Origin of the sequence: Francisella opportunistica (assembly GCF_003347135.1) — a bacterium.
In the GTDB taxonomy this organism is placed as follows: Bacteria; Pseudomonadota; Gammaproteobacteria; order Francisellales; family Francisellaceae; genus Francisella; species Francisella opportunistica.
This window is the reverse complement of record NZ_CP022377.1, coordinates 1562328-1576247: the sequence shown is the minus strand read 5'-3', so window position 1 is coordinate 1576247 and position 13920 is coordinate 1562328. Positions and strand designations below refer to the sequence as shown.

Genomic DNA, 13920 nt, shown 5'->3' with positions numbered 1-13920 from the left:
AAGGAGCGAATTGGCTTATTCGACTTCGGCTCTATCACCATAGTTCTCGAGCCAGTCACGACGATCTTTAGCTCTTTTTTTAGCCAAAAGCATGTCTAGCATTTCAGCATCATCGTATACATCAGAGATAGTAAGTTGTAAAAGCCTTCTTGATGATACATCCATTGCTGATTCACGCAGTTGCGTAGGGTTCATCTCACCAAGACCTTTAAAGCGCATGATATTTAATTTACCTGGTAATTTAGAGTTTTTAGCTAAGATAGCATCTCTTTCATTTTCATCAAGAGCATAGAAAGTGCTTTTGCCAATATCAATTCTAAATAAAGGAGGTTGAGCTATATAGATATGACCATGCTCAATAAGTTTTCTAAAATGTTTTAAAAACATTGCACACAGTAGTGTTGCGATGTGTAATCCATCAGAGTCAGCATCTGCAAGGATACATATCTTATTGTACCTTAGACCAGTAATGTCATCACTATCAGGATCAACTCCAATTGCTGTAGCAATGTTATGAATTTCTTGGGAGTTCATAATAGTATTAGCATCAAGCTCCCAGCTGTTAAGAATCTTACCTTTAAGAGGTAATACAGCTTGAAAGTTCTTATCACGCGCTTGTTTGGCAGAACCTCCAGCAGAATCTCCCTCGACAATGAAAAGCTCAGTAGAGTTAATATTAGAACTAATACAGTCTGTAAGCTTACCTGGTAAACGAATAGTTGTATTCATTATACGTTTACGCGTAGTTTTTTTATCAGCGTTAATTCTCTTTTGTGCAACTTTGCTGATATTCTCAACAATTTGGCGCGCTTCATCGGGATTTTGGTTTAGCCAGATAGTCAGTAAATCTCTAACAGCTGTAGTGACAAAAGTAGTAACGTCTTTATTAGAAAGTTTTTCTTTAGTTTGGCCAGCAAATTGGGGATTTGTAATTTTTACTGATATTACATAGTTTAGTTGAGCAAAAGAGTCATTTGCAGTAATTTTGATATTTTTTGCACCAAGAGAGTTTTTCTCAATGTAGGCCTTGATTGCATCATAGACACCATTTTTAAGCCCGGTAACATGTGTACCGTCTTGAGGTGTAGGAATTAGGTTTACATAGCTGTTTTTAATACTTTCAGTAGGATCTTCACACCAGCAAAATACAGCATCTAAATAAGAGTTGCCATTGGAAAAGTTATCAATCATAAATGGTTCGGCTGGTAGTGTTCCGGCAGCTAACTTATGATCAAAATAGCCTTTAAGTCCAGTTTCAAAATGCCATGTGAGTTTCTCTTTTTTTATCTCATTTGAATAATTTATTGTAAGAGCTTTGCAAAGTATCGCTTTTGCTTCAAGTAGGTTCTTAAGAGTCTTAAAGTTGACTTTGATATCATCAAAATATTTTTTGTTAGGCCAAAATCTAATCTTTGTACCAGTATTTTTCTTACCAACACTATCAATAATTTCTAAATCTTTTGTTTTAAAACCATCTTCAAAGACTATGTGATAAACATTACCATCTCTTTTAATCTCTGCTTCAAGTTTAGTTGATAAAGCATTAACAACAGATACCCCAACCCCATGAAGGCCGCCAGAATGAATATAGTTTTTGTTACTAAATTTACCGCCAGAATGAAGCTTAGTCATAATAAGTTCAATACCAGACATTTTATGCTCAGGATGAATATCTACTGGCATGCCACGACCATCATCTGCTACTTCGATACTGTTATCATCGTATAAGGTGATATTTATTTTGCTAGCAAATCCAGCAAGAACTTCATCAACACTATTATCAATGATTTCTTGGATTAGGTGGTTTGGATTTTCTGTATTAGTATACATTCCTGGTCTTTTTTTGACAGGGTCTAAACCAGTAAGGACTTCAATAGATTTAGCATTATAGTTTTGCATTGATAATTTTTAGATAAGTAAAATTAGATTAAGTTAATCTAGATTTTACCATATAATCGATTTAATTCGTAAGCTTAGGGTAACTGTAAAAACTTATTTCTTCAAAAAGTAGCAACTATAAGGTAAGAATATTATTAAACCAATAAGTGGTAATATTACAAATGCAAAAGATAAAATAAACTCACTACCTAAATTAATTTGACTCATAATAGCTGTGGTTATTGAAGCTATGCCCATTTGCATAAATCCCATCACAGATGAGGCAGCACCTGCTGTAGTAGTAAAGTTCTCTAGCGCAATAGGAGTTAGTAAAGGAACACTAAATGATATTCCTATAAATGTCAGTGATAATATCGCAGTTAAAGCTAGAGATAACTCTGAACCACTAAGCTTTTTGAAGGCATAGATACAGAGTATTCCTGAAATCAAAGTACAAAACATGCCGAAATTTACAAGATGTTTGTAGGCAATTAGGTGGCTTAGTTTTGAGCAAACAAGAGATCCTAATACAACAGCTGTAACCATTATCGTTAGTAAGTATAAAAAGTTAGATTTCTCAAGTTTGAGAATATTGACAAATATATCTGGAGCTGTGACTAGACATGCGTACATTACGCTAATATTTATCCCTAGGACAAAAGTAGCAAAGAAAAATTGATGGTCTTTAAAAAGTGAAAAGTAGTTCTTAAAGAAAGACTTAAAAGTTAAAGCTTCAAAGTTTTTTTCTCTAATTGTTTCTGGAAAAAATATTGCTACTTTTATAAATAATATACTAGCTGCAACTAATAATACCCAAAAAATTAACGCTGGGCTAAGAAATACTCCAAGTACTGCACCAAATGCTGGAGCTAGAGCAAAAGCTATATTCATAATAGCAAAAACCGCGCCTTGTTCGTTAACTTTGAAAGCATCTTTGACAGCAACTGTAGCAATAACACCACCAGCAGCAGCACCAAAGCCTTGTATCAATCTAGCATATATTAAGGTGTCAATATGGTTACTTAATATACATATTATTGAACTAATTATGAAAAAACATGATCCTACTAGCATTATTGGCTTACGCCCGAATCTATCAGAAAATGGCCCATATAATAACTGACTAATTGAGTAGCCAAGTAAATATGAAGTTATAGTAAGCTGGACATGTGGGTAATCAGTAACTAGGATATCTTTAAGCTCAGGTAGTGCTGGAGCGTAAATAGTATCGCCAAATGGCCCTAGAGAGACCATGAAGATTAAGATAAATATTGATGGTCTGATGCCTTTATACATTAGCTAGGTTTACCTTTACTAAAATCACCAATTATTATAGTAGCATTGATGCCTTTTGGTTTAGCTTCTGTTGTTTTAGCTGCTACAGTATTTGCTGCTTTACTAGATTTGTCTTGTTCAAGCGGATAAATTTGCGCAACACTCTTACCTTTGTCAACTTGATAATCACTTAGTATACTATCATAGATAACTTTATCGCTATAAGCATCAACTAAGTATGTCGTTCCATTATCAGCCTCGATAATAATTCCTTTCTCAGTTGGGACTAACTGTCCAGAGATGCCATAATCAAAAATATCGCTTTCAGGGGTTAATTTATATCTGCCAAGATACTCACCATTTAATGAGTTAAAAAAGTGTAGGTAACCTTGGTAGTCGGCAACAACTATTAAGCCTTTATAGTAGACTGGAGCAGTTATTTTACGCCATTTCAGCGTATCTTGAGTCCAGACGGTATCACCAGTTTGTATATCATAAGCTTTTAGCTCACTATTATCTTGGGTAGTAAAAATAATACCGTTGTTAATCGCCATGTTATTGATAATAGAGGCTTTTTTAGCCCAAAGCATTTTACCAGTATCTTTGTCTAAAGCAACTATAGCTCCTTGGTAAGCAGCAAAAATAAGGTAGTGATCATACAACATTGGATTGGCAGTGATATCTACCATTTTGTCAGCAGGTGATGAGCCATGAGAAATTGCTATCGGTATATTGATGGTTCTATCACCACTTTTTATAGTAAAGCCTAAAACCGCACCAAAAGCATTACCAACCATTACGGTGTTATTAAGAACTATTGGTGATGAGTTACCAGGTAATGTAATTTCAGGTATATTATTTGAAACACTCCATTCTTTAGAGCCATTTCTTGCATCAAATGCTGAAACTGAGCCATCATGGGTGTGTAGATAAATCGAATTATCATAAATGGTCGGTTGAGCAAAAATGCTGCTTGGAGCATCTGTGCGCCATAGGGTTTGGCCATCTTTATCATCTATCGCAGTCAATGTTCCTTTTATAGAGCCGAAAATAACAGCGTTTGCTATAGTGTTTGGTTGTGCTGAGAGATTTGTGCCAGTATCATTTTTCCAAATTATTTTGCCATTGGTAATTGCTAAGCCATATGCCATACCATTTTGGTTAGGGACAAATACTGTATCATTTGCGTAAGCTGGAGCAACATTATAATTTGCTAATCCACCATTACCATTTCCTGTTTTTCTCTTCCATATAACTTTTATATAAGTTTCTCGAGGAGGTTTTTCAGCTAATGGTGTAGGAGGTGGGACATTGCTCTTAGAACAACTAGCTGTTAATACAGACAACAGCAAAGGAGTTGTAATAAAAAATAGTTTTTTCATAACTAGTTTGTATTGTTTATAAGTTGACTAATAATCTGTTTGAATTCGGCAGAGCTATTAGGATCTTGTAAAGCTTTTTGCCAAATTTCAATCGCTTTTGTCTTATCTTTTTTCTCACTAAATGCTTGCCCTAATAACATCAAAGGATAGGCATTATCTTTAAAAGATTTGATACTTTGAAGTGTTTTGATAGCTTGATCAGGCTGATTTGCTACGATGTATAGCCGAGCAAGCCTTACTTTGCTAATATCACTAAGGTTATCTTTAGGGTTATTCTCTATACTTTGTTGTAGTACAGCGATAGCTTTTGGTAGATTATTAACATTTATATTGAGGTTTTTTGAGTCTGGTTTCGTTGCCGTAGTATATAAATCGACTAATTGCCAACTTGCGAATATACCAAAGCTAGTATTTGGATAGTCGTTAACAACTAGTTCAAATTTAGCAATTTTTGTTTCAGGGGATGATTTTGGATTCTCGCTAGCTATTAGCGCTTTTTGATAAATTGTTGCTGCTTCGAGCATTTTTTTATCATTGCTAGAGTTGTAAAACTGCAAAATTAGTGCGCAAATTATAGCAACTATAATTATTCCAGCTATTGTATATAGAGCTTGAGTTTGTTTCTTGGATAAGTTTTTCATATTCGTGACGTCTACAAATTTATTGAGTTTCTAGTAAACATATAACATCTTAACATAAAAATTATCAACGTTGTAAGTTTATTAATCAGATTAGAATGTAATGTCTTAGTCTTTTGTGTTAGAATATGTTTTTGTTTTTCTAGGTTAATTTATTTTATTACGTTTAATAATATTTGAATATGGCATTAATATCTTTAGCAATTGATTATAAAAAGTCTCCGATAGAAGTTCGTAGTGAGTTTGCACTCTCTGGTTTAGATGTATCTATGTTGTATAGATCAATACTTGCTATAGATGATGTTGTACATGCTGTAATATTATCTACTTGTAATCGTACTGAAGTGTACCTTGAAATATCTGATTTAAGAGTTGTCGATGATGTTTTGGTATGGTGGCAAAGCTATGTCAGAAATCCTAATTACAAAATCAAAGATTATTTTAAATTAAGACAAGGTACAGAAGTAATCATGCACCTTATGAAATTAGCTTGTGGTTTAGAATCAATGGTTTTAGGTGAACCACAGATATTAGGGCAAGTTAAAGACTCTTACACTCTTAGTAAAAAAAATCATGCCATTGGTAAAGAACTAGATAGAATTTTTCAGAAGGTTTTTGCAACAGCTAAAAGAGTACGCAGTGAAACTAGAATTGGTCATTGTCCAGTTTCAGTTGCATTCTCAGCAATCAATTTAGCTAAGAGGCAGTTAGATAATATTTCTAGCAAAAATGTCCTTATTATGGGTGCTGGTCAAACAGGAGAACTTTTGTTTCGCCATGTTACAGCGCTTGCTCCTAAGCAGATAATGTTAGCAAACAGGACTATCGAAAAAGCACATAAGATTACTTCTGCTTTTAGAAATGCTAGTGCTCATTACTTAACAGAGCTACCGCAATTGATCAAAAAAGCTGATATTATAATTGCGGCAGTGAATGTTTCAGAATACATTGTCACACGCAAAGATGTTGGTGACAAGCCTAGAGTTTTTATTGATATATCAATACCACAAGCTTTAGATCCTAAATTAGGCGAGTTAGAGCAAAATGTCTATTATTGTGTTGATGATATTAATGCGGTTATTGAAGATAACAAAGATAAAAGAAAGCATGAAAGCTCTAAAGCGCAGAAAATTATTGTAAAATCTCTTGAGGAATACCTTGAAAAAGAAAAAGCTATTATCTCAAATAGCGCGATTAAGGAACTTTTTCAGAAGGCTGATGGACTTGTAGATTTATCTTTGGAGAAAAGCTTAGCAAAGATTAGAAATGGTAAAGATGCCGAAGAAATAATTAAAAGATTTGCCTATGAAATTAAAAAGAAAGTATTACACTATCCTGTCGTAGGAATGAAAGAAGCTTCTAAGCAGGGTAGAAGTGAATGTCTTGTATGTATGAAACGTATGTTTGGTTTAAATGTGGAAAAATAAATGAAAGATTCTATTAAAGCAAAATTACAAAGTTTGATAGAAAGGCATGAGGAGGTTAGTGCCTTATTAAGTGATGCAGAGATTATCTCTGATCAAAATAAGTTTAGGGAATTATCAAAAGAGTACTCTCAACTTGAGCCGATCGTGAAAACCTTTAAAGAGTATTCTCAAGCTTTAGAAGATAAACAAGCCGCTTATGAAATGCTTAATGAAAAAGAAGCTGAGCTTGTTGAGATGGCAAAAGAAGAGCTAAAGTTAGCTAATGAAGCTATTGAAAAACTTGAGAGTGAATTACAAATACTTCTTTTACCTCGTGATCCTAATGATGATGCTAACGTTTTCTTAGAGATTAGAGCTGGGACTGGTGGTGATGAGGCTTCGATATTTTCAGGTGATTTGTTTAAGATGTATTCAAAATATGCTGAGCAAAGAGGTTGGAAAATTGAGGTGATATCAGCTAGTGAAGGTGAGCATGGTGGCTACAAGGAAATTATCTCAAGAATATATGGTGATGGTGTGTATTCTCAGCTAAAGTTTGAATCTGGTGCTCATAGAGTACAAAGAGTTCCTGCTACAGAATCACAAGGTAGAATTCATACTTCAGCATGCACTGTTGCGGTTATGCCTGAGGCTGATGAGGTTGAAGGAATTGATATTAATCCAGCAGATCTAAAAATTGATACTTTTAGAGCATCTGGGGCTGGTGGACAGCATGTTAACAAAACTGACTCAGCGATTAGGATTACTCATATTCCAACGGGGGTAGTTGTTGAGTGTCAAGATCAACGCTCTCAACATAAGAACCGTGCAGCAGCGATGTCGATGCTTAAATCAAAACTTCTACAAGCTGAAATTGATAAACAACAAAAAGAACAATCTGATACGCGTAAGAGCCTAGTAGGTAGTGGTGATAGATCAGAGAGAATTAGAACTTATAATTATCCTCAAGGTAGAGTTACTGATCATCGTATAAACTTAACACTTTATAAGCTTGATGAAGTCATGGAAGGTAGTTTAGATAGTATTATACAACCATTGGTTCTAGAGCATCAGGCCGACCTTTTAGCAACTATGTCTGATGAGTAAATATAAAATTTCATCATTTATTTCTTCAGTAGTTGAGAATTATAAAATGTATGGCTGTCTTACCTGCAAAGGTGGGCATCTTTCGAATATTTCTGTTAACTCTAGAGGTTCCCACTTGTGTGGGAATGACCATGGGATGGTTGATGATTTAGCAACATTTAAAAATGATATTCAAACTATAGTATGTGATGTTTTAAATTTAGATAAAACCTATCTCTATTTAAATCCTGATAAGATCTTAAAAGATAATCATATTAAAGAGATAGATGCTAAAATCTCGCGTCTTTTAGCTGGTGAGCCATTGGCTTATATTCTTGGGTATAAGTATTTCTGGAATCAAAAACTTTATGTAACTAAAGATACGCTTATACCACGTGCGGATACTGAAGTATTAGTATCTACAGTTTTAGATAACATAGTTGATAAAAATGCTGATGTTAAAATACTTGATCTTGGCACAGGTACAGGGGCAATAGCCTTAGCTTTAGCAGCTGAGCTAGCAAATAGTCAAGTTGTCGCGGTTGATTTGCACCAAGAGACTCTAAAAATCGCCAGTAAAAATGCTCAAGCAAATAATATTGCTAATGTTAAATTTATCCAAAGTAGTTGGTATACAAGTCTTGACGATGGTAAATTTGATATTATAGTTTCTAATCCACCATATATAGATTTAGCGGATACAAATATTGATCAGAGCGTCAAAGACTATGAACCTGCAGAGGCTTTATTTGCCAAAAACAATGGTTTGGCAGATATTAAGATAATTATATCTCAAGCAAAGAATTTTCTAAAACAAGGTGGCTGTATTTATATAGAGCATGGTTTTACTCAGGCAAATGCTGTCGCAGCGTTATTTTCACAGTATAATTTTACTGGTATTAAGAAAATTAAAGATTTAAATAATAACGATAGATGTACTAAGGCACGACTTAACTATTTATGGTAGGGATGACCTTCTAGTATTGTATAAGCCCTATAGAGTTGTTCGGCAATAATAATACGTACTAAAGGGTGAGGAAAAGTCATTTTTGAAATCGATATTTTTTCTTTAGCAATTTCTTTAATACTTTGGTCAATACCGTCAGGACCACCAATTAGAATCACAACATTTGGATTATTAAATTTCCAATTTTGCATTTTATCTGCTAACTCTTCTGTTGAGATGATTTTAGAATTAACATCAAGTATCACCAAGTGATCAGAATGATTGAGTTTATTAATAATTGTTTTAGCCTCTTGTTCCATCCATAGTTTAGGATTACCAGTTTTGCTGCGTTTAGCTATTGGCAGCTCGATTAGCTCAAGAGATATTGATTTACTTAAACGTTTCTTATATTCACCATAGCCATCACTAACCCATTTAGGTGGATTTTCACCAAGAGACATTATTTTAATTTTCATTTCTATCTATTAGTTTGTTGTTGGTTTAAGATTGTGTTTCGCTACTTACTTCGTAAGCTATAGCACCATACTTTTTTCATTAGCAAAAAAAAGTATGCAAAAATGCTAGCACTACGCTATTGTAGTTTTAGAATAAATGGAAAATAAAAAACTCTCCTCGTTCAAACAATTTTATTTTCCATTTATTCTTTTAAAACTACCTTCCACTAATGTGCATTATTAATATGGCTAGGATATTAAATAGTATATCATTCTATCAAGCGAATCACTAAGTAGATTGAAGTGATTGGCTGTGGAATATAACGAAATAGTTTGGCTTCAAGCAATTTCATCTAATAGTAATTTTATCTTAGATATGTATTACATGATTATCTTGTAAAACAGAGTAGGTTTTCTTGTGAAAAGTCTGGATTAAATTGGTAACCTGCAACATTGAAGTTTTTGATATCGGTGATATCTTCAATCCTATTTTCTAGAATAAATCTAGTCATTAAGCCTCGGGCTTTTTTAGCATGGATTCCGATAGTTTTATATGTACCAGCTTTATTTTCTTTAAAGTCAATATCTAACCATTTCGCATCTAAAGATTTTTTATCTATAGCTTGAGAGTACTCATTAGAGGCAAGGTTTATTAAAATTTTATTTTGCTGTTGGCTAAAATACTCATTTAATTGAGTTGTGATTTTATCTTGCCAATACTTATGCAGAATTTTGCCGTCAATTTTAATGTTTGTGCCCATTTCGAGTCTATAAGCTTGTATTAAATCAAGAGGGCGAATTAATCCATATAGACCAGATAGCATTAGTAAATGATTTTGTGAATACTTTATAGTTTTGCTATCTAAAGTATTTGCTTCTAAACCTTTGTAAACATCGCCACTAAAAGTAAATATTGCAGCTTTTGCATTTGAATTATCATATTGATTAGGGTCAAAGTCGTTGTGTTTAGCAAATACTTCTTCAGCTAATTTGGGACTAATTTTCATTAGTTTTTCGATTTCTTCAACTTCATAATGCTTTAGAGTATTTATAAGTTTTGTTATTTGTTGTTTAAATATTGGCTGCGTGAATTGATAGTCTGTTTTTATAGGTTCAAAATTTTGACTTTTAGCTGGTGATATTACTATAATCATTTTTGTTAGTTGTGTATTTTTTTACTAACTCAATGATACCAATTTATCTTAAATAATGGAATTTGCTTTGACAACTTGTAATTTCTAGTTATATTTAGTATTATATACATCGCTGACTTGGTTTCCACGCAATGATAGATTGTGAACCCCGCCAGGTCCGGAAGGAAGCAACGGTAACTTTTGATTCATGTGCCGTGTCAAGGCTAAGTCAGCATTTCAGAAATTTTTACCCTCAAATTTTGCTATTTATTTACGACATGCGCTTTTCCATTATCTAACTGTTTTATCGAAATTACATTGTGTGCATCGTGCTGATATAGCTAATCCGAAAGGATTATGTCATTGTGCGGCTTGATCGGAGAATCCAATTTTTAAACTATACCTAAGCAAAATAGGTGGATCCTATGGTCAAGCCATAGGATGACCAATAGGTGTTTTTTCTAAAGACTACAAAATATAGTCAGACTAACTATATGGAATATTATGTAACGGTAGGAATATGCTTTTACCCGATTGAGATTCTTTTAATTACGATTATTAAATTTGTTATGGTAATTTTTATAGGAGGAACAACCAGTATTGGCAGTAATTATTTTTGCAATAAAGCTATGCTATACCTATGTTTAATCATAGTAATGTTAAAGAGTGTAAACTAAAAGATAGATAAAGCCATTTGTTGAAATCTATCAATTGATAGTGAAGCTTCTCAAGTCGGTTTAGACGCAAAAGCTCATTATATATATAGCGCTTAATCTTATTTTTCTTTCTTTTTCCCTGTGGAAAACTTATAAATACGCACCTTATTTGCACCTTGATAAATTAATTACCACACTTTATTATTAGTTAAAGCCTTATATTTAAAGGCTTTGAGGCTATTTACTCTTATTATATCTGGCACACCCAGAGGGACTCGAACCCCCGCAACCGTCTCCGGAGGACGACGCTCTATCCAGTTAAGCTATGGGTGCTTGTATCAAGTTATCTACTTGCGGATAATTATATCAAAGTATACCTTATCAAAGATATAATTATACACAAAAGCATATATAAGGTAAAAAATAACAAAGCCAATATCAACTAAAAGAGCGGCTAATAAGCTCATATTGAGTATATAAGCTACTAATGGAATCGTGACTATGAGTAACCCCAGTTCAAAAAGCAAAGCATGTAGGGCACGTGGCAGTAGTCTTCTTTTTGATCTACACATCCCTAGTTTTATCTCTATGATGTCAAAAATGTAGTTATAAATGAAATTCCATAGCATTGCTATTAGTGAAATTATAATGGCTAAGCCGGCAATATGAAATACACCTTTATGTAAAATAAACATTGCAAAAGGTGTGAATATTACAATACCAAAAAACTCAAACCCTATTGTGTGAATTATTCGAGCTAAAAAGCTCATACTTTTTACACTCATTTATAGATCCTTATTTATAAGCTTAATCATTATATATTTTATTGCGCTAGTTTTTTATTTAAATTTGAAAGCTTCTCTATAATATTGATTAGAGACTAAGGCAATTTAACTTTAAAATAATATTAGTTTAGAGCGTTTATTTGGCAAAAAAATAAAAAATTTCCTTGAAAAATGTTTTTTTGACTCAATATGTAGAGTTGCATGAACTTAGAACTATAGAGTTGTTCTAAGATGCATAGAAATTAAAAAACATTTAAAGAAAAACAGTTAATTTAACAAAGGAGTAAGATTGTTATGAACATTCGTCCATTACAAGATAGAGTATTAGTACGTCGCGCAGAAGAAGAAACAAAAACTGCAGGTGGAATTATCTTAACTGGTAGTGCTCAAGAGAAACCTAGCCAAGGTGAAGTTGTTGCTGTTGGTAATGGTAAGAAATTAGATAATGGCTCTACACTACCTATGGATGTAAAAGTTGGTGATAAAGTACTATTTGGTAAATACTCTGGTAGTGAAGTAAAAGTTGGTGATGAAACTCTTCTGATGATGAGAGAAGAAGATATCATGGGTATTATCGGATAATTTAAATCTTATAAATTTTAAAGGAGAAATTAAAATGGCTGCAAAACAAGTTTTATTTTCAGATGAAGCTCGTACAAAAATGCTAGATGGTGTTAATACTCTAGCAGATGCTGTAAAAGTTACCTTAGGTCCAAAAGGTCGTAATGTTGTTTTAGATAAATCATTTGGTGCGCCAACTATCACTAAAGATGGTGTATCTGTTGCTAAAGAAATTGAATTAGAAGATAAATTTGAGAATATGGGTGCTCAGATAGTTAAGGAAGTAGCTTCAAAAACTGCTGATGTTGCTGGTGATGGTACTACTACAGCTACTGTACTTGCTCAAGCATTATTAACAGAAGGCCTAAAAGCAGTTGCCGCAGGTATGAATCCTATGGATCTAAAAAGAGGTATCGATAAGGCGACTGCTAAGTTAGTTGAAGAACTAAAAGCACTTTCTAAGCCATGTTCAGATCCAAAATCAATCGAGCAGGTTGGTACTATCTCTGCTAATTCTGATGCTACTGTTGGTAAGCTTATCGCTGATGCCATGGCAAAAGTTGGTAAAGAAGGTGTAATTACAGTTGAAGAGGGTAAAGGTTTTGAAGATGAGCTTGATGTTGTTGAAGGTATGCAATTTGATAGAGGCTATCTATCTCCATATTTTGCAACAAACCAAGAGAATATGACTACTGATTTAGAGAATCCATATATTCTAATAGTTGATAAGAAGATCTCTAATATTCGTGATCTATTACCAGTATTAGAAGGTGTTTCTAAATCTGGTAGAGCGTTATTAATAATTGCAGAAGATGTAGAAAGCGAAGCTTTAGCTACTTTAGTTGTTAATAATATGAGAGGTGTAGTTAAAGTGTGCGCTGTCAAAGCTCCTGGTTTTGGTGATAGAAAAAAAGCTATGCTAGAAGATATCGCTATCTTAACTGGTGCTACACTTGTATCTGAAGATCTAAGCATGAAGCTAGAAGAAACTAACATGGAGCATCTAGGTACAGCTAGTAGAGTACAAGTAACTAAAGATAATACAACAATCATCGATGGTGCTGGTGAAAAAGAAGCCATCGCTAAACGAGTAAATATAATCAAAGCTAATATTGCTGAAGCTAGCTCTGACTATGACCGTGAGAAGCTGCAAGAAAGACTAGCTAAACTTTCTGGTGGTGTTGCAGTTATCAAAGTTGGTGCTGTTACAGAAGCTGAGATGAAAGAGAAAAAGGATCGTGTAGATGATGCTTTACATGCTACTCGTGCGGCTGTAGAAGAAGGTATCGTTGCTGGTGGTGGCGTTGCTTTAATTAGAGCACAGAAAGCATTAGATGGCTTAACAGCTGAAAATGATGATCAAAACCATGGTATAGCGCTACTTAGAAAGGCAATAGAAGCTCCACTAAGACAGATAGTATCAAATGCTGGCGGTGAGTCTTCTGTAGTTGTTAACCAAGTTAAAGCTAATCAAGGTAACTATGGTTATAATGCTGCAAATGACACTTATGGTGATATGGTTGAAATGGGTATCTTAGATCCTACTAAAGTTACGCGTTCAGCTTTACAACATGCTGCATCAATTGCTGGCCTTATGATTACAACAGAGGCTATGGTTGGTGAAATCAAAGAAGCTGCTCCAGCTATGCCTATGGGCGGTGGCATGGGCGGTATGCCAGGTATGATGTAATAGTCTTTATATTATAATTAATCTAATAA

Annotated in this window: 12 protein-coding genes, 1 tRNA gene and 1 other RNA gene; 6 read left to right on the top strand and 8 right to left on the bottom strand. The window is 33.8% G+C overall.

What is annotated here, in order from left to right; genetic code table 11:
• Positions 1–15 precede the first annotated feature (15 nt).
• From parE to CGC45_RS07735, 4 genes are all read right to left on the bottom strand, one after another.
• A complete protein-coding gene (gene parE / locus CGC45_RS07750; RefSeq protein ID WP_071629727.1) occupies positions 16–1899 on the bottom strand; it encodes a DNA topoisomerase IV subunit B in 1884 nt (627 codons plus the stop codon).
• A 93-nt stretch (positions 1900–1992) separates the two neighbouring features.
• Positions 1993–3174, bottom strand: a complete 1182-nt coding sequence (locus CGC45_RS07745) for a multidrug effflux MFS transporter (protein ID WP_071629726.1) — start codon at positions 3172–3174, stop codon at positions 1993–1995.
• Positions 3174–4535, bottom strand: coding sequence for an outer membrane protein assembly factor BamB (gene bamB, locus CGC45_RS07740; RefSeq protein ID WP_071629725.1), 1362 nt, complete (start codon positions 4533–4535; stop codon positions 3174–3176). The genes CGC45_RS07745 and bamB overlap by 1 nt, the downstream gene beginning before the upstream one ends.
• A gap of 2 nt (positions 4536–4537) precedes the next feature.
• Positions 4538–5176 carry a YfgM family protein gene (locus CGC45_RS07735; RefSeq protein ID WP_071629724.1) on the bottom strand — a complete coding sequence of 213 codons (639 nt, stop codon included), beginning with the start codon at positions 5174–5176 and terminating at the stop codon, positions 4538–4540.
• A gap of 179 nt (positions 5177–5355) precedes the next feature.
• Here CGC45_RS07735 and CGC45_RS07730 point away from each other — a divergent pair, with 179 nt between their 5' ends.
• The 3 genes from CGC45_RS07730 to prmC all read left to right on the top strand — a co-directional run bounded on the left by CGC45_RS07730 (position 5356) and on the right by prmC (position 8632).
• The gene (locus CGC45_RS07730; protein ID WP_071629723.1) at positions 5356–6600 is read left to right on the top strand and encodes a glutamyl-tRNA reductase; all 1245 of its coding nucleotides are present in this window, start codon (positions 5356–5358) and stop codon (positions 6598–6600) included.
• Positions 6601–7686, top strand: coding sequence for a peptide chain release factor 1 (prfA, locus tag CGC45_RS07725; protein ID WP_071629722.1), 1086 nt, complete (start codon positions 6601–6603; stop codon positions 7684–7686).
• A gap of 136 nt (positions 7687–7822) precedes the next feature.
• Positions 7823–8632, top strand: a complete 810-nt coding sequence (gene prmC, locus CGC45_RS07720; RefSeq protein WP_071629986.1) for a peptide chain release factor N(5)-glutamine methyltransferase — start codon at positions 7823–7825, stop codon at positions 8630–8632.
• Here the strand turns inward: prmC and rlmH are convergent.
• Both rlmH and yaaA read right to left on the bottom strand, forming a co-directional pair.
• Entirely contained in the window at positions 8620–9087 is a 468-nt protein-coding gene (gene rlmH / locus CGC45_RS07715; RefSeq protein ID WP_071629721.1) for a 23S rRNA (pseudouridine(1915)-N(3))-methyltransferase RlmH, read from the bottom strand. The genes prmC and rlmH overlap by 13 nt on opposite strands.
• 368 nt (positions 9088–9455) lie before the next feature.
• The gene (gene yaaA, locus CGC45_RS07710; protein WP_071629720.1) at positions 9456–10220 is read right to left on the bottom strand and encodes a peroxide stress protein YaaA; all 765 of its coding nucleotides are present in this window, start codon (positions 10218–10220) and stop codon (positions 9456–9458) included.
• A 115-nt stretch (positions 10221–10335) separates the two neighbouring features.
• On the opposite strand from yaaA, the gene ffs reads away from it, so the two are divergent.
• Positions 10336–10432, top strand: an RNA gene (gene ffs / locus CGC45_RS07705) — signal recognition particle sRNA small type.
• Between the two features lie 680 nt (positions 10433–11112).
• On the opposite strand, the gene CGC45_RS07700 is transcribed toward ffs, so the two are convergent.
• Both CGC45_RS07700 and CGC45_RS07695 read right to left on the bottom strand, forming a co-directional pair.
• Positions 11113–11188: transfer RNA gene (locus tag CGC45_RS07700), tRNA-Arg, on the bottom strand.
• Between the two features lie 14 nt (positions 11189–11202).
• Positions 11203–11640 carry a PACE efflux transporter gene (locus CGC45_RS07695; protein WP_071629719.1) on the bottom strand — a complete coding sequence of 146 codons (438 nt, stop codon included), beginning with the start codon at positions 11638–11640 and terminating at the stop codon, positions 11203–11205.
• 294 nt (positions 11641–11934) lie between these two features.
• On the opposite strand from CGC45_RS07695, the gene CGC45_RS07690 reads away from it, so the two are divergent.
• Entirely contained in the window at positions 11935–12222 is a 288-nt protein-coding gene (locus tag CGC45_RS07690) for a co-chaperone GroES (RefSeq protein WP_071629718.1), read from the top strand.
• Between the two features lie 34 nt (positions 12223–12256).
• Positions 12257–13891 (top strand): chaperonin GroEL, encoded by a 1635-nt coding sequence (gene groL / locus CGC45_RS07685; protein WP_071629717.1) that lies wholly within the window; start codon positions 12257–12259, stop codon positions 13889–13891.
• Positions 13892–13920 lie beyond the last annotated feature (29 nt).